Consider the following 21,536-nt stretch of genomic DNA (forward strand, 5'->3'; position numbering starts at 1 on the left):
GGGGTTTTAGGGTATTGCTTGAATTCCCCCATTCCCCCATTCCCCCATTCCCTGATCACTGATAACTGCTCACTGATAACTGATAACTGATCACTGATTCCTGCCAACCGGGGGAAACTTAGGGCATAATGGATGGACAGAAGTGCTAAAGATGCTTAACATTTGCCAATAAAAGCTCCACAGCCAAGCAAAACCCCTAAGATTGTGATAGCGGAACCGAAAAAATTATGCTCGAATCGAGATCACCTGACTACCCAATTACCAGTAATTGTCGCCCTGCTATCTACGCTAACACGGGGAGAAACTCCCTAGCTAACGTTTTACCCGTGGTCATCGAACAGTCTGGCATGGGTGAACGGGCTTTTGATATCTATTCTCGACTCTTGCGTGAGAGAATCGTCTTTTTGGGAACTCCCGTCGATGATCAGGTCGCTGATTCGATCGTTGCCCAACTTCTCTACTTGGAAGCAGAAGATCCCGAAAAAGATATCCAACTCTATATCAACTCCCCCGGCGGTTCCGTTTATGCCGGACTAGCTATCTACGACACCATGCAACAAATTCGCCCCAACGTGGTGACAATTTGTTTCGGTTTAGCCGCTAGTATGGGAGCATTCCTGCTTTGTGGTGGCGCGGCAGGTAAACGGATGTCCCTACCCAGTAGCCGGATCATGATTCACCAACCCCTCGGCGGCGCCCAAGGTCAAGCCAGCGATATCGCCATTCAGGCCAAAGAGATCCTATATATTAAACAGAGACTCAACACCATGCTGGCTCACCACACTGGTCAACCCTACGATCGCATCGCCAACGACACCGAACGGGACTTTTTCATGTCCGCCGTCGAAGCCAAAGAATATGGGTTAATCGATCAGGTGATTTCCCGTCCCGAACTGCCCGATCCTACCGTTCCCGTTACTTCCCTGTAAATAAACTATGTCTAAATACGACTCCCACCTCAAGTGTTCATTTTGCGGCAAATCCCAGGAACAAGTGCGAAAATTAATCGCCGGGCCGGGGGTCTATATTTGTGACGAGTGTGTGGAACTCTGTAACGAAATTCTCGATGAGGAATTGATGGAACCGCCCAGTCCGGTCGCCCCAGTGGAGGAACGTCCCAACAAACGGCGATCGGGCCAAAATAAAACCACTTGGGAACAAATTCCCAAACCAAGAGAGATTAAAAAATACCTCGATGACTACGTTATTGGTCAAAATGAGGCGAAAAAAGTGCTTTCTGTGGCCGTTTATAACCATTACAAACGCCTCAAAGATATCCAAACCCAAAAAGCCAGTGGCGGCAATCCGGAAGATAGCATCGAACTGCAAAAATCCAATATTCTGTTAATTGGTCCCACAGGATCGGGAAAAACCCTTCTAGCTCAAACTCTGGCTAAAATCCTCGATGTACCTTTTGCCGTCGCCGATGCCACCACTTTAACCGAGGCCGGTTATGTGGGGGAAGATGTGGAAAATATTCTCTTGCGTCTGTTACAAGTGGCAGATTTAGACGTGGAAGAGGCGCAACGGGGCATTATCTACATCGATGAAATCGATAAAATTGCCCGCAAGAGCGAAAATACCTCGATTACCCGGGATGTGTCCGGAGAAGGGGTTCAGCAAGCTTTACTGAAAATGTTAGAGGGAACGATCGCCAATGTTCCCCCCCAAGGCGGCCGCAAACACCCCTATCAGGATTGTATTCAGATTGACACCAGCAATATCCTGTTTATCTGCGGTGGGGCGTTTGTCGGTTTAGATAAGGTGATCGATCAGCGTCTCGGTAAAAAATCCATGGGCTTTATTCAACCGGGAGATAGCCAAGCTAGTAAGGATAAGGTAGCGGCAGGGTTATTAAAACAAATGACTCCCGATGATTTAGTCAAATTTGGCATGATTCCAGAGTTTGTCGGTCGGATTCCCGTCTTGGCGGCTCTTTCACCCCTGGATGAGGAAGCTTTAATCGCTATCCTGACGCAACCCCGCAACGCTTTGGTGAAACAGTATCAAAAACTGTTGAAGATGGACAATGTACAGTTAGAGTTTAAATCCGATGCCGTCCTAGCGATCGCCCAAGAGGCCTATCGTCGCAAAACTGGGGCCCGGGCCCTACGGGGTATTGTGGAAGAATTAATGCTCGATGTCATGTACGAATTGCCCTCGCGCAAAGACGTGAAACGCTGTTTAATCACCCGCGAAATGGTGGAAAAACGTTCCACGGCAGATCTATTGGTTCATCCTTCCTCTTTACCCAGTCAAGAATCCGCTTAAGGGGAAAAATCGAGGTTAACCATGCTGAACACCGTTCCCGCGATCATCAAAGAAGGCCGGATCGAACTCCTCGAATCTGTGCCGATTCCAGAGGGTACTAGGGTTTTAGTCACCCTCATCCCGGAGGAGACAAACTCGGATTTCTGGCAAAAAGTCAGCGAAACTGCTCTCGCTAAGATTTGGGATAATCTGGAAGACGACATCTATCATGAAAACTCAAATAATCGATAAAACAATCACTGTCCGCGGTGTTCCCCACTATTACGAGTGGATTCGGCAATCGGAATCTGTTCAGAAAAAGCCGGTGATGGTGTTTATTCATGGTTGGGGAGGTTCGGGACGCTATTGGCGATCAACGGCTGCGGCAATTTGCGATCGCTTTGATTGTTTGTTGTACGATATGCGCGGTTTTGGTCGGTCTAAATTACCAGAAAAATCTCTTGATCTTTCCTACGATTTAGAAGAATATGCCCTTGATCTTGCATTGTTTTTAGATAGTTTGGAAATTGAAAAAGTCTATCTCAATAGTCACTCTATGGGGGCATCGGTGGCGACTTTTTTTATTACTATGTATCCCGAAAGAGTGGTCAAAGCAATTTTAACCTGTAATGGTATTTTTGAGTATAATAAGGCGGCTTTTGCTGCCTTCCATAAATTCGGTAAGTATGTGGTACAGTTTCGTTATGATTGGTTTTTAAAAGTACCTTTTGCCGATCGATTATTTATGGCGAGATTTCTGCATCGATCGATCCCAAAATCAGAAAGAATTGCTTTTTTAGAAGATTTTTTAGCGGCAGATTACGAGGCCGCCCTAGGCACAATTTATACATCTGTGAGTAAAAAAGCAGTGGAAATTATGCCTGGTAAATTTGCTGAGATTAAGGTACCAACTCTTTTAGTATCAGGGGAAAAAGATATTATTATCCCTGCCAAAATGGGTAAAATGGCGGCGGATTTGAATAATAATATCCAGTATGTGGAGATGGCTAATACCGCTCACTTTCCCATGTTAGAAGATGCCCCTACTTATCTCAAAAAATTGCAAGATTTTTTAGAAATTAATTAGGGTTTGCTAGGGGAAATGAGTTTCTATAATGTGACTCACAAGTATATTGAGGATAAAGAGTTACGCCGAAAAGGAGGATATCGAGGAATATTGTCTCGTAAAGATTTGAAGTCAGAGATTTCATCGGCTGTTTTTGCGGCGACACCACCAGAGGTTCTTAAACCGATTGTGACTTTTAATACCATTTTTCTTTATTCGTAGCAGGCATAACCGGGTGCATCTCCTATTTGTGATTTTTTCTCACTGATGGTGAGCAGCAGAAGTTGTTCAAAGAGGGCGAATGCAATTCGCCCCTACAATAATATTATTGCGCCAATGGTAGGGGCGCACTGCGTGCGCCCAAAATGTCATCTAGATATTTCGACAAAATTGAGATGCACTAGGCATAACCATCTCTGTCATTACTTTTGAAAAATGGTATAAGGGAGTGCATTTGATTTTGGCGGGGGAGATACTTCAGCCAGAGTTAAATGATCAGTTGCGCTATCAAATTGGGTCAGAGTTGTTTTCGGGATGGCTAAAACACCAAATTGGAGAGATAGAAGATCAAACTAATTTTGAGCTAAGTAATTAAGCAGCTTTAAGTTGTTAACTTCAAAATAATGGCAAAAACGTCTTGATCAACCTAGACGTAGGTTGAGGCGTTACGAAACACCACATTCCTGGTATTGGGTTTCGTAATGCCTAAATCCAACCTATGAATTACTACCTAGTTCCTCAGAATATGAGAAATAGCAAGTCCTACCGCAACTCCAACCCAAAATAACCCACCATTGACTGTACCAAGCGTTTCCGACCCAGTCAAGTCAGTAAGGTAACTCTCAGAATCGGAGAACAAGTCTGCACCAGCAGGGCGTAACTCAGAAATAGTAATATTAGCCATTTTTACTTCCTCTTTGGAAAGGTGATAGAACTTACGGAGAGGTAATCAGATTTATGTTCTTCCTCTTTCTATTTATTGTTGCCCAACTCTCCAACAATGACAATAGGTTAAACAACTTTAAAATTAATCTAAATGACACAATTATGTTTCAATTTTACCGACTAAACACCGTAACTTTATCTAGATTATGACCGCAAATGCCCATACTCTCGTATCAACGAGCTTTGTTTTTCAAGACATAAATAACCCAATTATGTCTTTTTTATATCTCTCTGCCCAGGGTTCGGGTGGTGGCAGAGCAAAAAAATAGCCCCATGACCTAATGAGGCTAAAATCTACCGATGGGCGGAGCGCTCTTTGATTCCCAGATAGGCGACTAATATCAGTCTGCCAACTCTAATCCCTGATAAACATCCTCAGAATCAGCATTCAAATAAGGACGCTGCCAATCAATCCCCAACCCAGAAAACTGCTCAGAAATAGCAGTCATCCGACCCGCCGCAGAATTGTCCTCCTGTTGCCAAGCCATCAATAACCCATTGGCTATAATCTGACAGCGATTCATCCCAAAACTCTCCTCACTGCCAAACTTTTTGTCCGGTTCTTCCGCCAACCCCAAACCCGGCGCTAACTCCAGAGTAAACAAAGGTATTTCTGGCTTAAAAACAGACTGATTTTCTTGATAAACATGAGCCACCACCTGCCTGACCAAATCATAATCTGTTTTGCCAAAATAAAGCACCCCAGCATCATATCGTTGATAATCAACCGGATTATATAAAGCCTTAAAACTAAAAGGAATCCCCCTCTCATTTAACCTTTCAGTCAACCCAGTCATCACAGCCACTGCGCCTTCAGGAGTAACATTAAAATAGAGCCGCACCATAGCTTGCTCTCTCTGTAAACCGGCATTACCCACCGCCATATAAAAGCCATTTTGTACAAAATTCTTAGGCATCAAAATTGACACAACACCCCCCACTGCCGCCGCTTGCTCAGACTCTTGAAGATGCTTTTCCCGTTGGATATGCAGTCGCAAACCGCCCTTAGTCACAGCCAAACTGCCATCGGTTTCCTCTCTCAAAATTGACCAACCCGAATCAAAATATCCCTTCCCCTTGTTCGCTGCTTCCAACTGTAAATAAAAGTCCATAGCTACGCCAGCAAAACTATTATTCTCCAAATCTAATTGCTGACCCTTATTCTCAGAACCTAATGCTTGCGATGCTTGCATCGACCCATTATAATAAATGCCATAAAGAAAACTCCTCAACTGTAAGCTCATATATTTATCCTGTATTTCCTTCGGTAAAGCCTGAATCCGAGACAACATCTCAGCCGGCATTTCCCAGGGTTGATAGTTAGGATGACGAATCGAAAAATCAGCGGAAATTTCGAGATTTTCAACAATATCTAACAAAACTTCCTTTAACCGACCTCTAACCTCAGGGGCTAAATGATGGAATTGAGAATTAAGTAATGACATAATTTTTCAAGATACTCAACGATATTAAACTTGGCCAACAACAGAAGAATTCATCTGATTTAACTGAGTAGCAGTAGCCCCAAAAATCGTGGGTATTGATGATTCAGGACGACATAACAAAGCCTTGGCTACCTGAAGCATAGCAATTCCAGTATTATTAAAGATTTTTTGATACTGAACCATGGCCAAAATTGCAATAATTAAAGAAAAACCGGCCAACTGGACTACTTGCTTTAAGAAATCAGGACGATATTCTAAGATTTCTGGGAAAGTTTCTAAATAAGCTAAAGTTAACCCACCGATAGATGGCTGCAGTAATTCTAGGGGAGTAGTGGCTAGTCGCAGAGACTCTTCAATACTGAGAGAATTACTAATCACCAAGCTACCCAACCAAATTTGTAGATAACTAGAGATCGCCATTCCCAAATCAAAGGCTGGATCTCCCCAATCAGACCTTTCCCAATCAATCAACCGGATCCCATTGCCATTAATATCTTCCCAGTTTCGATTCAGAAGAATATTATTCAGCTTGATGTCATTGTGAGTCAGACAAACAGGAGAAATAGTTTCACTAGCTCGATGAACTGCTTCTCCTAAGCTATCATATCGTTGATAAAGTGCAAAAAATTTCAATCCATCCATCGGAGCCATGCCAAAAATTTCAGGACCGATCCTTTCCAAACTCTCTAATAATAGCGGAGATACTTTCGGTTTTCCAGCAAACTCTTCTTTGATAAAAAATTCCCGATAAATACTCTGATTCCAGGTATCACGGTGAATTGTCGCCAAACAACTGCCGATTTGAGTAGCAACCTGAGCCGGAAAGAGATTCTCTTTAGAATAAAACTCTGCTAAATCCTGATAATTATCCAGATAAGTAGAAACTAAAATTGAGTTATCAGCATCATGGAGCAGTAATTCTGGCAGAAAACTACGCCAATGGTCAATTTCAGGAAAGTTCTCTAGAAATTTGGGGATTCGCCATTCCCCAAAAAACTCGCCCACCGTTTCCTTTTCTAAATTAATAAATTGTTCTTGTTTAACCAGTAACTTTCGACCCTCTGGTAAAGTCACTAATAAGTTAAAATTTTTAGCCTGAATCTGCTCTACTCCCGGATTTTCTAGAGAGCGATCGCAGATTTTTTTGTCGATTAAATAGTCATAAACATTTTGAGAACTTAACACAAATTTCATAATTACAATTATTTTCAAATATTGCTGATCTGTTTTTATTGATTTTAATTATAATTGATGATAGCCTTATTGACAAGCTATTCATCTGCATTAAAAAGACATAATTAACACAATTATGTCTAAACTTCAGCTAATCTCGCCAGTCAAGCTACCTGTTAGATTGATTTAGGGCTAATTGCGATCGCTCCATAGACAAAGAAACCCGGTTTCTTCACAGGACAGTTTCGTTATGATTGGTTTTTAAAAGTACCTTTTGCCGATCGATTATTTATGGCGAGATTTTTGCATCGATCGATCCCAAAATCAGAAAGAATTGCTTTTTGAGAAGATTTTTTAGCGGCAGATTACGAGGCCGTCCTAGTCACAATTTATACATCTGTGAGTGAAAAAGCAGTGGAAATTATGCCTGGTAAATTTGCTGAGATTAAGATACCAACTCTTTTAGTATCAGGGGAAAAAGACATGATTATTCCTGCCAAAATGGGCAAAATGGCGGCGGATTTGAATAATAATATCGGTAATGATTCGGTAGTAGTGCCGTAGCTCTCTTGCTTACCTGGTATGAATTGTGTAAAATATTTATTAATAAAAATAATTGGAACCCGCTCAGTCTTTAAACCTCTAGCTTGCTCATGACTTTTCTGATAAATATCTTTTTCTGGCTCCTGTCTGGCTTACTCAAATATCAGTCTGTCACCGAACAAAATACCCCCCCTAGTTCACCTCTATTCCCCTGTCAAGCGTTGTGGTTCTCACCATAGGATCAAGAATGGTTCTATTCATAAGGGAAAACCCAAACGTCAATGTAAAGAATGTGGTCAACCGTTTGTGATCAATCCCACTAATAAAACCGTCTCTGACGAAACTAAACAATTAATTGACAAACTCTTACTCGAACGAATTTCCTGACGAGGAATTGCTAGAGTAACAGGGGTAAGTTGGTCATGTTTACAAAACTATGTCAACAATAAACTGGCGGCTGTCCCCCGTCAAATAAAGGTTTCGGACAAACCAAAAGGTAAATTGGTTAGAGAATGTGATGAGATGTGGTCTTTTGTTTTTTCTAAGACGATAAAGGTTTATATTTGGCGGTTAATTGATAGAAAGACAAGAGAAATTATTGGTTGCTATGCGCGGAGATAGGAGTCGTCAATCAGCCAAAAAACTTTGGGGCCAGTTTACCAGGCGTTTACCGACAATGTGCGGTTGCTTACACAGACTTTTGGGAGTCCTATAAGACAGTAATTCCTAGTAAACGTCATCGACCGGTCGGAAAAGAAACTGGTCAAACTAATCCTATTGAAAGATTAAATAATACCTTTCGACAAAGGATTTCTCGGCTGGTGAGAGAGAGTCTATCTTTCTCTAAAAAAATGGAGAATCACGTTGGGGAACCCTTTGGTATTTTATCCATGACTACAATGCACAGCAAAGCAAAGGATTAAGCCGCCATCACTACTACCGAATCACCACCGATTAAATTTAACAAACTTAATATCTGAGCCAGTACCGAGAGTATAAACGGGGGATGTTCCAGTCGTGGCAGGATATCGGGTAAGTTGGGATTAGCAATTCTCGCCGCCAGCAGCGATCGCTGTTGCCACGAGAGCATAGGGCGTAATTGCCCGAATTTTTAGCCCACAGGGACGAGGCATTTTTTGAGCATTCATTGCGAGATTTGTCAAATTATTTAAGAAATGTGAAGGAGCGCAAAGGAAAATTAAAAGAAGGGAAGATATAGATGTTGGGGAGAATACTAAGTGCTAATCTAAGGTTATCCCATCTATTCCGAGGTTAACCGTCGAACAGGAGAAACAATCACCGGATTCCCTTGCTGGCGGCCAAAATCGGTTTCTTTAAATAAAAGTTAACAGAACTTCGCACTTCTGTTAAGAGAAGGTTTAGAGAAACTTGTTAGAATAGGGGTAGATAAATCCAGTTGCAAATAGGCGCTCGACCCGATGAATTTTCCGCGCGATCCGACAAAAAAAAGAGAACGAGAACACCGACAATATCTAGACTGTGACCTCTAATTAACTTTCACTCAACCGCGCGATCGAGCAGTTTTTTGAGGATTAAATTCCTAGCATCAACACCCCTTAAAAATAGTTGATGTGGGCAGTCCATAGCAAAATTTTTAGATGGAGTAGTGAGTATGAAGCTATTGATTCAGGGCAATAATATCGCTGTCACCGAAGCTATTCATGATTATGTGGAACAAAAGCTGGAGAAAGCGGTGAAACATTTTAACGGCATAACCACAAAAGTCGATGTTCACCTCTCCGTGGAAAAGAATGCACGCATTCCCGATCGCCACAAAGCGGAAGTAACGGTTTATGCTAATGGAACAGTGATTCGCGCTCAAGAGGGAAGCGAAAATTTATACGCGAGTATTGATTTAGTTTCTGATAAAATCGCTCGTCAACTCCGCAAGTATAAAGAAAGACTGGTGGATCATCGCACCCACGCCACCGTTAAAACTAGCGAGGTGGTGCAAGAGAAACCATTAGATGATAACCTAATTGGTGATCGCACTCCCGAATTGCCTGCGGAAGTGGTGCGGATGAAATACTTTGCCATGCCACCGATGACTATTGAGGAAGCACTAACACAATTGCAATTAGTCGATCACGATTTCTATATGTTCTGCAACAAAGACACTAACGAAATCAATGTTATCTATCAACGCAATCACGGCGGTTTTGGTGTTATTCAACCCCGTCCCGTTAACCTAAATGGCAAAGAATCCCATTAACAGTTAGCGACTACAAATAAAACTAAAGACTGGAGAATTTCTCCAGTCTTTCTCTCATCTAACCAAGATTAACTTTAACCACTTTATTTTTTTCTGCCGCCGCTTTCGGGAGGGTGAGATAAAGAATACCGTCTTGATAGTTAGCGGTAACTTGGCTATTTTGCACCTCTACTGGCAGGGTAATCAAGCGACTAAATTTACCATAATAAAATTCGCTGTTTTTTACCTCGGCAGCGCATTCACGTTGCCCATTAATAGCCACCATTTGCTCGCTAACTTCCACATCGATATCTTTAATATCCATACCGGGTAATTCGATTTTTAATTCCACGGAATCCTCGTTAACGGAGATTTCCACCGGGGGACGAGACACCAATGAAGTTGTCGGTAATACTTCTTGAAAAAGTTGATCGATTTGACGTTGGACAGAATTAATTTCCAGGAAGGGAGAATAAAGAGTGAAAGCCATAGTAATAATTTCCTTGAGAGGTTTTCTCTGACTGCGATTATCTCCATAATAAGCAACTAACTTGGCTTACACAAGACGGTTTTCAGGAAATAAAAAGTCGCAATAACCGATACAGTTATCAGTTATCAGTTATCAGTTATCAGTGGCAAGTGGGGAAGTGGGGAAGTGGGGAAGTGGGGTGTGGGAAGTGGGAAGTGGGGTGTGGGGAAGTGGGGTGTGGGGTGATGGGGTGTGGGGTGTGGGGTGTGGGGTGTGGGGTGTGGGGTGCAAAAAACCGACGGCTGACGGCTAAAATCACTGTTATAACCATTGTTGTAATTCCGGCCAACCCAAACCCTGACGCACGATATCCGGTTGATCGCTGGTAAAATCAACAATTGTTGACACTTCCGAACCGGGAGCCGAACCATCTTCGATAATTAAATCAACGATATGATCGAGGGCATCGAATAATCTAGCGGTTTCTAATCCCTTGGTGGGAAAATCCCCCTCCTGATCGGGAAGATGAGCAGAACTAGAGATAATGGGATTTTCTAGGGTTTCGAGAATAGTGCGACAGATAACGTGATCGGGAACCCGGATACCGGTGGTTTTCCGCTTCGGATTCATCACCACTTTCGGCACTAATTTAGTCGCCGGTAAGAGAAAAGTGTAGGGACCGGGTATGACTCGTCGCATAATCTTATAGGCATGATCGCTGACCACTGCGTACTCGGAAATATTCGACAAAGAAGAACAGAGAAACGTCAAGGGTTTATCATTAGATAGTTGCTTGATTTGGCGAACTCGTTCGACGGCAGATTTCACATTGAGATCGCAACCGATCGCATAGACAGTATCGGTAGGATAAAGCATAATTGCCCCATTTTTCAGGGCATGACAGATTTCTTGGATAGAACGTTGTTGGGGATTTTCGGGATGGAGAGAGTAAATAGTAGCCATGATAGCAAAATCGTCGCCTATTGGGATTGTCCCACGGGAATCGCCGGGGATATGTGTTTAGGGGCATTAGTAGATTTAGGAGTCCCCCTAGAATACCTGATTGCACAACTAAAAACTTTAGGAATTGAGGATGAATATCAGTTAAGGGACGAAAAAGTGCATCGTCGCGGTCAAATTGCTACTAAGGTTCACGTCGATGTCGCTGCCGAGAAGTCCGCTGATCATCACCACCATCACCATCATACCCCCGCTCGCCATTTACCGGAGATCAAAAATTTAATTAAACAGGCAAATTTACCCCAGAAAGTCCAAGAATGGAGTTTAGCGGTTTTTCAACAACTTGCGATCGCAGAAGGAGCCGTTCACGGGATCGCGCCAGAAAAGGTGCATTTTCACGAAGTGGGGGCAATCGATGCCATTGTTGATATCGTTGGGACTTGTTTGGGTTTGGACTGGCTATCGGTGAGTGAATTATACTGTTCTTCTCTACCCACTGGCGGCGGTACAGTTCAGGCCGCCCATGGTCGTTTACCGGTTCCCGTGCCAGCAGTAGTACAATTGTTCAGCCAGCGACAAGTACCAATTTATAGTAATGGCATCGCAGCGGAGTTGGTAACACCCACAGGGGCAGCTATTGTGACAACTTTAGCTAAAAGTTTCGGTAAACCGCCAAAAATGCAGTTAGAAAAGGTCGGTTTAGGAGCAGGGACAAAAGATTTACCGATTCCCAATCTTGTCCGACTTTGGTTAGGGAAAAAAGTACCAGAAAAGCTAGATGAAATCGAAACCGTGGCGGTTTTAGAAACTCAAATTGATGACTTAAATCCGCAAGCGATCGCCTACTTAAGCGAGGCTTTATTACAAGCAGGTGCCTTGGATGTATTTAGTCAAGCAATTACTATGAAAAAATCTCGTTTGGGGATACTTTTGACAGTAATTTGTGCCTTGGATAAAATTGCTATTTGTGAAAATATGATCTTTCAGGAAACCACAACTTTAGGCATTAGAAGGACAATTCAAGAGCGATCGATCTTAAAAAGAGAGATACAATCGATCGATACTGTCTATGGCAAAATTCGGCTAAAAGTTGCCTACAAAGAGTCAATTAATCAACCGATTACCGTACAACCAGAATACGAAGATTGTGCCGCAATTGCCCGTCAGCATCATCTACCTTGGCGATTTGTTCATCAAATGGCCTTAGCTATTTGGCAAGAAAAAAATCAGTCTTGACAGCAGGGCAATTTTATCATAAAACTGCTATATCTACTGTTCAAAAGAACGTAGGTTGGGTTGAAGTATGAAACCCAACGCCCGCTCATGTTACGCTACCGTTAACCCATCCTACAAATAATTGTGCCTCCCTACTTATGAGATGCAGAGGATTTACCATAATTTATCTAATCTATTTCTATTTCTTATTTCTTTCTCTTTTTTTTCATAAATTTAATTGTGGTACAAGTGCCAAGAACTCAGAGGAAAATGATAGTTTTCTCTGATAATTCTGACTGAATAAAGAGGATATTTTTCATATTTTGCTAGATATTTTGGTAGGCAATTTAGGAGTAAGGGACTTGCGCTTTGATAATGTACCATTTAGGGCTTGTCTGATTCTTCGACAGAGCGATTGTCCCGCTAGGATACTATTCCTACGCAAGTTCCTAAGCCTTATTTTTGGAGATTTGGTGTTGGGTTTCGCTTAAACAATCGGTTCTCCTCGACTTTGTGTGATAATCAGTGCTTATCATTGGTGGGAGTCTTGCCAGACAAGGCTTTAAAGACTATATTTCCCGAAAATTATCGGCTGCATCTCCTATATGTGACTTTCCCTCACCTATAGGTGAGCAGCAGAAGTCATTCAAAGAGGGCGAATGCAATTCGCCCCTACAATAATATGATTGCGCCAATGGTAGGGGCGCACCGCGTGCGCCCAAAATCTCCTCTAGATATTTTGACCAAATTGAGATGCACCCGAATTATCCCTATTCTTCTCCCTTTCACACAAAAACCAGAAGAGCTAACAAGGCTCTTCTGGTTTATGTGTGGAAACGAGGTCTATACTGATAGAATATCCGCAAAATAGTCCTAAAAGTTTTGTCCAGTAAGCATTTCACGATTCCATAAGCAAAAATTATCACACAAAGCCGAGAAGAGCCCTGATTTGTGCATAAAAACTAAAAATTTTAACATTAGGAAACTTGAAATGTTAGAATCAGAGCAACAGTAAATGCTTGTAATCCTAATGAGAACATGGTCAATAGTATTTTAATGATTCCTGTTCATTTGGATGCTCTCTATCTGAAAAGAGATCGCCTAGTTGTAGAGGCGATGGCAGATTTTAGCATCATTCCTTATTTTAATAGAAAAAGAGACGTAAATCCGAATATTGCTCATATCAGCGAGGAGATTGTTTCCCAACCCTTTCAAAATCAAAATCTGTACCTGAAAGCAGGAATCCATTTACATTGGGCCTTACCAGATGCTTTAACAAAAGGGATTCAAGATAGCGATAAAAAGACAGTTTTCCCATCAGTTCCTAATCGCTGGTTAGTAACACGCACTCTTAACGGAGAAAAACGTCAATGGGTAGTGGAGAGTGATTATCTTTATCGGGAAGGAGAAGGGGAGCAGTTAGGTAGTATTGCTTATCCCATTGAGATAAAGAATGGTAATGGTAATCATCAACCATTTCGCTATTTAGGTCGCAAACTGCCTATAGAAGCTTGGTTAGAAAATGATCCCGATGCTGAATATCTACCCTCATTAACTGCCGTGGGTTATGGTGAACCTACTTTTGCGGCTTTTTATCCTAATTGTCACAGTGTTTTTGGCTTTTATGATGATTATTTTCCTCAACCTACTGATAGTTTACAGTATGATGTGATTGGGTGGTATAGTGACTTAGAAAAGGATTATTTCAATCAATTCATCAAATCAAAATCTCAATTAACTACACAAGAATTAATCAAAGCGATACAAGAGGAATTCAAGTGGGACATTCCCGTTAAAAGCAATGAACAAATACCTCAAAGAATACTTTGCTATGCCCGCTTAAAGTTTGCGTCTCCAACCAATACAGAGAGAGAAATTTCGGTAGAAGTGGCTGTAGGAAATACGGGAACGGAGGCATTATCTGCTTATTTAGGTCAAAAAATTGACAACAATTCTCAATCTATTATTGAAGATCAATTAGAAGCTTTAACCCTAGCTTCTCGCTTAGAAAGTCGTCAGTTGGATCTAACGGCTAAGTTTGAGGAAGCACGTCATGAAAAAGGGTTTAATGCGATCGCATCTGGGACAATATGGACTGTTAGTTTAGAAAGTACAAACTCGACAATAGCAAATGCTGAAGATGCTCAAGCTCAGAGCGAAGTTACTTTACCCGATAATATAGCTCCTAAACTGAATCAGCTTAATCTATCTCAACAGAAATATGACTGCACTTTGGATGAAATTGAGTCCCTGCGTCGGCAACTCTTTTCTGATTGGTATAAGTATATGTTAAGTGCTTATCCACCCCAAGGTAGCACCGCTCAGTATCCTGATATTGATGAAGTTAAATATTATATTCAGGAGAAGGGAATTAAACCTTTAAAGGCAAAACTGAATGATCTAGAGAATTATGAAAAGTTATTGAATAAATCTTTAACTCAATTACAACAGGCGATTACTCAAGTAAATATTACCCAGTGTAAATTAAAAGTTAGTGATATTTTAGACTGGGAAAAATTGATTAATCAGTTACAACAAGGAACAACAGAGCCAATTAAAAGAATTAAGCAGTTAATCCCCGATTTGCCCAGTAAAATTGCAGGGAAAAACCAAGGAGAAATTATAGATGCCTTAAATTTAATTTTTACTAAAAACGAAGAAGAATTAGTCCGTTGCAATCGTCTGCTTTTAATTGCAGGGAAAAACCAAGGAGAAATTATAGATGCCTTAAATTTAATTTTTACTAAAAACGAAGAAGAATTAGTCCGTTGCAATCGTCTGCTTTTAGAAGTTTCTTTCCCTCAGCTAATCTTAAAAGCTCCACCACCTTACACCCTGAAACCTATTGCTAGTTCCCGTTATTGGCAACCAACAGAACCAGTTATCTTGATGGCGGGGGAAGGGGTAAAACCCACCATTCGCCATGGACAAGATGGAAGATTGAGGGATGATGGACTGTTAGAATGTGATATTTTACAACAGGAAGAGGACATTTCTGTTAATAGCTTTTCGTCTATTCTCGGTAAAATTGATCAGATAGAAAACAATAAAACAGGGGAATATATTGGCTTTAGCACTTGGGAAGAACAACCTTGGCATCCGTTTTTACTAGAGTGGGAGGTAGAAGTTTTTCCCCTCCAAAATGGCTGTAATCATGGCATCTATAATCATCAATATGATGCTGAGTTTATTACGGGTAATTATACCTTGAAAGAAAACGAGCCAGAGCTTTCTTTACAGTACGGAAAGGGGGCTGTTCTTAAAGCTGCTAATGTTTATAGTGGTCGGAGTATTTTAACACCCCATGCCGGAATTAAGCTTAAGGAAAAAATAGAAGTTTATTTAAAGAAACAGTTACCTGATGAGGCTAAAGAATATTACGAACTAAAACAGTCTGAACAAGGAGAAGCTTACCAAAAAAGAATCCAAGATTGGTATAAGGACAAACCAAATTCTTTGACCAACTTAGACCAACAAGAAAAGATTCAAGCCATTCAAGCTTGGTATGAGCAAAAACCCTGTTATGATCCTAGTAATCCTAATTTAATTTTCACTAATCTACTCTCGGATCAAAAAGCTAAAGACCCCATTTATACTGCCATTAGAGCTTATCAAAATCTTTTAAGCCTAAATTGTCTATCTCAAGCTTTAGGAGGGTTTAACGAGGCTTTATTGATGCACAAACAGACGTTACAGTTACCTATTGCTGATCCTTTAGGATTTAATGATTATCAGCCTTTTACAGATGAAATAAAAGAAATGGTACAACAAAGTATCCGTAGTGCGCCAGAACCTTTAAATGATTTTAACCCAATTCGCTCAGGAGTGATGAAGATTTTACGGTTGCGGTTAGTAGATACTTTTGGACGGGTGAAGGATTTAGATATTAGTAATATTATCACTCCTGAACAGATGACGACTCCCGGCAGTCCCTATCTGATATCTTTACCCCCTCGTTTGGTACAACCGGCGCGTATTAATTTCCGTTGGTTATCTGCAATTGAAGGGGAACAGGAAATGAATAGTCATCCAGCTACTACTCCTATTTGTGGCTGGATATTACCTAATAATTTAGATAATAGTCTCGCTATCTATGATAATCAGGGTAAGGCTTTGGGTTCGATTAATCAATTAGCAAAATGGCAAGCTGCGCCGGGTGAAAATACGGTTATCCCCTTTGATAAAATTGATGATCATTTACAAAAAGTGATTAACTATATTATTAAGCAGGGGGCAGAATTTTTGTCTGATTTTATTTCTGCTTTAGATAGTGGGTTAGAAAACATTGATCCCGAAAATTCGGCGCAAAATCAAGGTTTAGCACTGTTAATGGGACGACCTATTGCCCTAGTCAGAGCTTCTTTAAATTTGGAATTAGAGGGACTTGCAGCTATTAACCAAGATTGGGGGGTATTTTGGCAAGATTTAAGACGTAATTTCCGAGAAACAGATGGCTTTGAAAAGGTGAAGTTTCCGATTCGTTTAGGAGAATATAAACAGTTAAATGATGGTTTATTAGGTTATTGGTTGGAAGGGGATGATGGAAGTCTCAAGGATATATTTTATGCCTCTCAAAGTGATTTAGAGGGAATTAATCATCATGCTATTAAATTTCATAATGCTAACAATCCTTGGCATATTGATCTTAATCTAAAAGATCCTCCTACCCTGTTGACAATGCTGATAGACCCAAGAGGAAAAGTTCACGCAACTACTGGAATTTTACCGACGAAATCTATTGATATTCCCCCGGATCAATATCAGGATGCTTTAGAGAAAATAGAAATTACTTTCTTCTCTGCTCCTATCTTGACAGATTCTGCTAAAATTAATTTAGCTTTACCTGATGAAGTTGGTTATCAGTGGTCATGGTTAGAGAAAGAAAAGGAACAATGGTCAACTGCTGATAAAATAGGTCAAACTAATGTTAATGCTATCTTCTCTGGCAAGCAAGAAATTCGAGAGGGATGGTTAAAGTTAAGCCCCAAAAAAGAGCCACCAAACCCTAATAATCCTAATCCCTAACTTTATTCAAGATTCACCCGCTAATTTTTTTAATCAAGGAGTATCAATTATGAGTAACACTAATGACTTAGTTCTGCATCTAAAACTAGATACCATTATCCCCGATGCAGACAATCAAAGAGTTCGTAGTGCTTTTTTAAGTGAGAATGTTTCAGCTTTTACTGAGAGTCAATATACAATTCACGGTAATCCCCAAGTTGTGCCTGATGAACATTTTGGCAGTTGTTTGATTTTTGATGGAAGACAAGACTATATAGAAATTCCTAATTCAGATGCTATTAACTTTGCCACTAATCAAGATTTTACCGTTGCAAGCTGGATAAAAATAGCCAAAGAACAAGCATTTAAAACCAATGGTGACAACGATATTATTGAAAAATGGAATGGTAGTGGAGGTTATCCCTATGTCATCAGATATGTGCGTGATAACCAAACAATCCATGCAGCAAGATATGATGGTTCTAATAATCCCTCTGTCACCACCACAACTAAACTTAATAGTGAGCAATTCTATCACATTGCTTTTGTGAAAGAAGGGAGCAAGTTGCAGCTTTATTTAGATGGACATGAAGAAAATAGTACGGATGATACAACCCAATCTCAAACACAAAATGATTCACCTCTTTATCTAGCACGTAGAGGAGGAAGCAATGAAGCTTATGCTAACTATTTCGCGGGAACAATTGCTCATCTCCGCATCTATAATAAGGCATTATTCCCAGAAGAAATTAAACGGGATATGAATAATGATTTAACGGCGATCGCCGCTTTTAATCTTGCCTATCCTCTTAATTTTAATTTATATGAAGGAGAGGATCAAGAGTCAGTTATCTTCATTGAAAATGATACTAAAGGAGAAGAACTGGTTTTTGAAATTCAAAATGATACAGAACAGGGGATTACTTTACCGGCAAAAAGTGGAGCAGTCAGTCAAAATAATTATCATTTTGAATTAAGATTTAGACCTGATACTCTATCGCCTAAATCTTTACAGCAATTGGCTTTAAAACCCCAAAGTAATTGGAGTATGAGTTCTCCTGTTACTCAAGCAGATGGGATAGTTTCTCTCTATTTCTTAACAACTAATACTACTTTATCAGCTAATGAGGTCGTTACTTTAACCCTGCCAAACGTCAGTGCTTCAGCAGCGGGAGGGGCAAGAACAACCAGAGTTGAGTTTTTATGTCCAGAGTTTCCTTATCAAGGAGAGACTTTAACTCATTATTACCGAGAAAAAAACCTCAGTGTTATCGATCATCGGGGTAAGAAAAATATTCCGCTTCATGTCAGTTTTGTAGGCTCTAATCGGATTTTGAATGATGGCACAACGACAAATAAGTTAACTTTGCGAATTGTTAATGTATTAAAAGATAAATCTATTCCTTTGATTCCAGATAGTAAGGGGGATAATGCCTCTAAGTTTATTATCTCTTTTGATGTTCAAGAAGCAAATCAGAATAAGGATTGGGCCTTGGGAACCACAAGTCAGGTACAAGGAATAGGGATTCAAGGAAAAGATTTTCGACTGATGGCAAGACATATAGAGGAGTGGAAAATTGTTAAAGAGACTCAAGGAGAGTCGCCAACTTGGACAATAACTAATCAAAATGAAGAAAACGTTGAGTTACGACAGGAACAGGGTATTGAATTAACAATTAACAATATCATTTCTTCTCTTCCTTCCGGTCAGACCAATCTTTATATACGCTATGAAAATATTCCGGGTTATTGGGATGGAACTTTTATTTGCACCATAGAGAAAATGCCCATTTTATATAAGGAAGGTAATGTAGGGATTGGTATCAGCGACCCAGGGAAATTCAAATTAAACGTACAGGGAGGCGATCTCAATGTTAGCGGCACAATTTACCGAGGGGGAAATCCTCTGATTTATGAAAATTATGAAATTTATTTAAGAGGTTCTGCTTTTGACTCTCCCGAAGGAAATAATACGTTTTTAAAAATTGCTAATGTTGCAATTACTATGACTAATAACAGGGGATTAAATACAGTTATTCTTCGTCCTGATGGTAGTTATAAAAAAGGCACTTCTCATGATATTTTTGCCGATAAAAGTTATTGGAATGATTGGGCAAATTGGATTAATGATCAAAATAATGTTGCTAATGGTGATGTTGTTGCAGTAGCTAGTTGGGATGCTATAAATAATGCTCCTAGAGGTGGAGCGGCAGAAACTTTATTAACTTCCATTAATGCTTTAAGGGCTTTTGACTTAGTAAAAGGTGAATTTCGTGAGCGTTCTCCCTATGTTCTCTTATTTGTCAAAGGACGGGTGGGAGCAATGGAAGTCTGTCAACCCCATAGAGGCTCTAATGCTCATCTGAAAACAACTTACTATGAACTGTTGAATTATGGTAATACTTCAGTTGTTTTACGGGGAATGATTATAATGTGGTCTGGGGATGTCAATCAAATTCCTGTTGGGTGGGCTTTATGTAATGGCCAGAACGGTACACCCGATTTGCGAGATCGATTTATCGTAGGAGCAGGATCTAACTATGGAGTTAAGACTACTGGGGGTCAGGCTACTGTAACCCTAACCGAAGCACAAATGCCTCCTCACAGACATACTGGAACAGCAGAAAGTAGTCAGCACCGGCATATCATCCCAACGGATAGTGGTGGTGGTGGAGAAGGTTGGGGGCAAGAGAGAATGATACAAGCAAATGTTTATAACAATGCAAATAATTGGGCTAATGCAAACAGCTACGCCTATACATACGGAGACCCTGTGGCACAATGGACTCCTAATTCAGCACCGACTGGGGGAAAGGGGGAACATACTCATAACTTGGCTATCAATCAAAGTGGTGCTGGACAAGCACATAACAACATCCCACCCTATTATGCGTTAGCCTATATTATGAAGCTATAGCCTTTTATTTTGCTCCAAATTAGCTAAAAAATGATGGAACATAAAAAGCGATCGCACTCCATTCCACCCCCAGTTCTCAGAGGTAATAAGTCATGCAAAAGGAAAAGAGATCGCCCCCTATCCTACCATTAATTCCCTACCCATTTAGCAGGAGATCATTATATGATTTAAAGAGATGTTTATTTAGATTCCCCTTGACCTTTGAAAACCACTCGCTATTTTGATTCAGTCAGGAGTCGTCCAGATCGATTACTGATCAGAGATGAATGGATCATTTATGTAATGGAAAACCCAGAGCGCACTCAGATTCAGTCGGATGGTAGAATTAGACTATGGGGTCGAATCATAGAAGCGGAAAACAGATATCTGCGAGTAGTTCTACTTCCAGATCATGAAACAGTCCATAACGCATTTTTTGATCGAAGATTTAAGCCATGAAACTTCAATACTTCAAAGATACTGACACCTTATATCTTGAGTTCAAAAACTCCAATATTATTGACACCAGAGAACTCGATGAGAACACACTATTGGAAATCGATGACAATGGTAACATCTGCGCCATCACTCTGGAACACGCAAGTGAAAGAACGGATATTAATCACCTTACTACCGAAGGAATTGCAGTATGATCGCCCCCTAATTCACCCCCCAATTCTCAGAGGAATTTCTTATGATACAGACTTACCCTATTTCTAAAACTATCACTACTTTGGCTGTTCTGAAGCAAAAGTTTAATTTATCTGCTACAGACAACGATCAATTTTTTAGTGAATGGCAACAGGACTTACCTGAACTAACTACTCAAGAAAAAGAAACCTTAGAGCAAATCAAAAGACGATTTGAACGCCATAGAGAGAGAAGTCCTTTAGCAGAAGGAGTGATCAATCAATTACTCATTTCTCCTTTACTAACTTTGGCGGGTTTATATGATGAACCTTTCTATGTCACCACTGAAGCAAGTGTTGAAATAGAAATAGAAGAGGAGGAGGAAATCTTACGGGGGAGAATTGATACTTTAATTATTGCTCAACAACTCTGGGTGTTAATCATTGAATCTAAATCTACCATTGCTTTTCCTGTTGCATTACCGCAAATAATGACTTACATGATGGCTAATCCTAACCCTCAAATACCTGTCTATGGTTTGATAGGTAACGGTGATGAATTTATGTTTATTAAAATGCTGACATCAGGCGTTCCTCAATATGACTTTTCTAACATTTTTTCCCTGCTTTTACCCCGAAGAAATCAGTTAGAGGATATCTTGCAAATTCTCAAACAAATTGCTAAAATTATGATCATAAACAGGACGGCTTAAAAAATTAAAAAATGGT

General features: G+C 40.5%; 16 protein-coding genes and 4 pseudogenes. 14 read left to right on the forward strand and 6 right to left on the reverse strand.

What is annotated here, in order from left to right:
- Nucleotides 1–227 precede the first annotated feature (227 nt).
- The 5 genes and pseudogenes from clpP to GQR42_RS29240 form a co-directional block, all read left to right on the forward strand.
- Nucleotides 228–929, forward strand: a complete 702-nt coding sequence (gene clpP, locus GQR42_RS25015; RefSeq protein WP_158202041.1) for an ATP-dependent Clp endopeptidase proteolytic subunit ClpP — start codon at nt 228–230, stop codon at nt 927–929.
- Between the two features lie 7 nt (nt 930–936).
- On the forward strand, nt 937–2,271 hold the full coding sequence (clpX, locus tag GQR42_RS25020; RefSeq protein ID WP_158202042.1) for an ATP-dependent protease ATP-binding subunit ClpX: 1,335 nt from the start codon (nt 937–939) through the stop codon (nt 2,269–2,271).
- Between the two features lie 21 nt (nt 2,272–2,292).
- A complete protein-coding gene (locus GQR42_RS25025; RefSeq protein WP_004160464.1) occupies nt 2,293–2,502 on the forward strand; it encodes a hypothetical protein in 210 nt (69 codons plus the stop codon).
- Entirely contained in the window at nt 2,480–3,337 is an 858-nt protein-coding gene (locus GQR42_RS25030) for an alpha/beta fold hydrolase (protein ID WP_158202043.1), read from the forward strand. The genes GQR42_RS25025 and GQR42_RS25030 overlap by 23 nt, the downstream gene beginning before the upstream one ends.
- A 9-nt stretch (nt 3,338–3,346) precedes the next feature.
- A pseudogene (locus GQR42_RS29240) lies at nt 3,347–3,529 on the forward strand (peptidylprolyl isomerase); the annotation flags it as partial.
- A gap of 517 nt (nt 3,530–4,046) precedes the next feature.
- On the opposite strand, the gene GQR42_RS28030 reads toward GQR42_RS29240, so the two are convergent.
- The 3 genes from GQR42_RS28030 to GQR42_RS25050 all read right to left on the reverse strand — a co-directional run bounded on the left by GQR42_RS28030 (nt 4,047) and on the right by GQR42_RS25050 (nt 6,900).
- Complete coding sequence (locus GQR42_RS28030) at nt 4,047–4,220, reverse strand: hypothetical protein (protein WP_199273239.1); 174 nt, start codon at nt 4,218–4,220, stop codon at nt 4,047–4,049.
- A gap of 382 nt (nt 4,221–4,602) precedes the next feature.
- Nucleotides 4,603–5,706, reverse strand: coding sequence for a T3SS effector HopA1 family protein (locus tag GQR42_RS25045; protein WP_158202044.1), 1,104 nt, complete (start codon nt 5,704–5,706; stop codon nt 4,603–4,605).
- 24 nt (nt 5,707–5,730) lie between these two features.
- Nucleotides 5,731–6,900 carry a phosphotransferase gene (locus tag GQR42_RS25050; protein ID WP_158202045.1) on the reverse strand — a complete coding sequence of 390 codons (1,170 nt, stop codon included), beginning with the start codon at nt 6,898–6,900 and terminating at the stop codon, nt 5,731–5,733.
- A gap of 213 nt (nt 6,901–7,113) precedes the next feature.
- Here GQR42_RS25050 and GQR42_RS25055 point away from each other — a divergent pair.
- Nucleotides 7,114–7,416 (forward strand): annotated as a pseudogene (locus GQR42_RS25055) (alpha/beta fold hydrolase); the annotation flags it as partial.
- A gap of 189 nt (nt 7,417–7,605) precedes the next feature.
- Nucleotides 7,606–8,380: pseudogene (locus GQR42_RS25060) on the forward strand (IS1 family transposase).
- Here GQR42_RS25060 and GQR42_RS25065 read toward each other — a convergent pair.
- Nucleotides 8,376–8,570 (reverse strand): annotated as a pseudogene (locus GQR42_RS25065) (lipoyl(octanoyl) transferase LipB); the annotation flags it as partial. The pseudogenes GQR42_RS25060 and GQR42_RS25065 overlap by 5 nt on opposite strands.
- 485 nt (nt 8,571–9,055) lie before the next feature.
- On the opposite strand from GQR42_RS25065, the gene hpf reads away from it, so the two are divergent.
- Nucleotides 9,056–9,655, forward strand: a complete 600-nt coding sequence (hpf, locus tag GQR42_RS25070) for a ribosome hibernation-promoting factor, HPF/YfiA family (RefSeq protein WP_158202046.1) — start codon at nt 9,056–9,058, stop codon at nt 9,653–9,655.
- Nucleotides 9,656–9,713: 58 nt separating this feature from the next.
- On the opposite strand, the gene GQR42_RS25075 is transcribed toward hpf, so the two are convergent.
- Nucleotides 9,714–10,124 carry an Hsp20/alpha crystallin family protein gene (locus GQR42_RS25075; RefSeq protein ID WP_158202047.1) on the reverse strand — a complete coding sequence of 137 codons (411 nt, stop codon included), beginning with the start codon at nt 10,122–10,124 and terminating at the stop codon, nt 9,714–9,716.
- A 142-nt stretch (nt 10,125–10,266) separates the two neighbouring features.
- Between GQR42_RS25075 and GQR42_RS25080 the strand changes: the two genes are divergently transcribed.
- Nucleotides 10,267–10,416, forward strand: coding sequence for a hypothetical protein (locus GQR42_RS25080; protein WP_158202048.1), 150 nt, complete (start codon nt 10,267–10,269; stop codon nt 10,414–10,416).
- 8 nt (nt 10,417–10,424) lie between these two features.
- Here GQR42_RS25080 and GQR42_RS25085 read toward each other — a convergent pair whose 3' ends face one another.
- Nucleotides 10,425–11,066, reverse strand: a complete 642-nt coding sequence (locus tag GQR42_RS25085) for an L-threonylcarbamoyladenylate synthase (protein ID WP_158202049.1) — start codon at nt 11,064–11,066, stop codon at nt 10,425–10,427.
- Between GQR42_RS25085 and larC the strand changes: the two genes are divergently transcribed.
- The 5 genes from larC (at nt 11,043) to GQR42_RS25110 (ending at nt 21,520) form a co-directional block, all read left to right on the forward strand.
- A complete protein-coding gene (larC, locus tag GQR42_RS25090) occupies nt 11,043–12,299 on the forward strand; it encodes a nickel pincer cofactor biosynthesis protein LarC (RefSeq protein ID WP_158202050.1) in 1,257 nt (418 codons plus the stop codon). The genes GQR42_RS25085 and larC overlap by 24 nt on opposite strands.
- 1,017 nt (nt 12,300–13,316) lie before the next feature.
- The gene (locus GQR42_RS25095) at nt 13,317–17,303 is read left to right on the forward strand and encodes a hypothetical protein (protein ID WP_233271165.1); all 3,987 of its coding nucleotides are present in this window, start codon (nt 13,317–13,319) and stop codon (nt 17,301–17,303) included.
- A 199-nt stretch (nt 17,304–17,502) separates the two neighbouring features.
- Nucleotides 17,503–20,199 carry a LamG-like jellyroll fold domain-containing protein gene (locus tag GQR42_RS25100; RefSeq protein WP_233271166.1) on the forward strand — a complete coding sequence of 899 codons (2,697 nt, stop codon included), beginning with the start codon at nt 17,503–17,505 and terminating at the stop codon, nt 20,197–20,199.
- Between the two features lie 434 nt (nt 20,200–20,633).
- Nucleotides 20,634–20,831: a DUF2283 domain-containing protein gene (locus tag GQR42_RS25105; protein WP_158202052.1), complete on the forward strand. Its 198-nt coding sequence runs from the start codon at nt 20,634–20,636 to the stop codon at nt 20,829–20,831.
- A gap of 41 nt (nt 20,832–20,872) precedes the next feature.
- Nucleotides 20,873–21,520, forward strand: coding sequence for a type I restriction endonuclease subunit R (locus tag GQR42_RS25110; protein WP_158202053.1), 648 nt, complete (start codon nt 20,873–20,875; stop codon nt 21,518–21,520).
- Nucleotides 21,521–21,536 lie beyond the last annotated feature (16 nt).

The organism is Microcystis aeruginosa FD4, assembly GCF_009792235.1.
In the GTDB taxonomy this organism is placed as follows: Bacteria; Cyanobacteriota; Cyanobacteriia; order Cyanobacteriales; family Microcystaceae; genus Microcystis; species Microcystis viridis.

What these genes read in the sequence shown, in the direction of transcription:
- GQR42_RS25025 (WP_004160464.1), top strand. Translation starts at nt 2,293, where the DNA reads ATGCTGAACACCGTTCCCGCGATCATCAAAGAAGGCCGGATCGAACTC.
- GQR42_RS25075 (WP_158202047.1), bottom strand. Translation starts at nt 10,124, where the DNA reads ATGGCTTTCACTCTTTATTCTCCCTTCCTGGAAATTAATTCTGTCCAA.
- GQR42_RS25095 (WP_233271165.1), top strand. Translation starts at nt 13,317, where the DNA reads ATGGTCAATAGTATTTTAATGATTCCTGTTCATTTGGATGCTCTCTAT.
- GQR42_RS28030 (WP_199273239.1), bottom strand. Translation starts at nt 4,220, where the DNA reads ATGGCTAATATTACTATTTCTGAGTTACGCCCTGCTGGTGCAGACTTG.
- larC (WP_158202050.1), top strand. Translation starts at nt 11,043, where the DNA reads ATGGAGAGAGTAAATAGTAGCCATGATAGCAAAATCGTCGCCTATTGG.
- GQR42_RS25050 (WP_158202045.1), bottom strand. Translation starts at nt 6,900, where the DNA reads ATGAAATTTGTGTTAAGTTCTCAAAATGTTTATGACTATTTAATCGAC.
- GQR42_RS25030 (WP_158202043.1), top strand. Translation starts at nt 2,480, where the DNA reads ATGAAAACTCAAATAATCGATAAAACAATCACTGTCCGCGGTGTTCCC.
- GQR42_RS25110 (WP_158202053.1), top strand. Translation starts at nt 20,873, where the DNA reads ATGATACAGACTTACCCTATTTCTAAAACTATCACTACTTTGGCTGTT.
- clpX (WP_158202042.1), top strand. Translation starts at nt 937, where the DNA reads ATGTCTAAATACGACTCCCACCTCAAGTGTTCATTTTGCGGCAAATCC.
- GQR42_RS25045 (WP_158202044.1), bottom strand. Translation starts at nt 5,706, where the DNA reads ATGTCATTACTTAATTCTCAATTCCATCATTTAGCCCCTGAGGTTAGA.
- GQR42_RS25105 (WP_158202052.1), top strand. Translation starts at nt 20,634, where the DNA reads ATGAAACTTCAATACTTCAAAGATACTGACACCTTATATCTTGAGTTC.
- hpf (WP_158202046.1), top strand. Translation starts at nt 9,056, where the DNA reads ATGAAGCTATTGATTCAGGGCAATAATATCGCTGTCACCGAAGCTATT.
- clpP (WP_158202041.1), top strand. Translation starts at nt 228, where the DNA reads ATGCTCGAATCGAGATCACCTGACTACCCAATTACCAGTAATTGTCGC.
- GQR42_RS25085 (WP_158202049.1), bottom strand. Translation starts at nt 11,066, where the DNA reads ATGGCTACTATTTACTCTCTCCATCCCGAAAATCCCCAACAACGTTCT.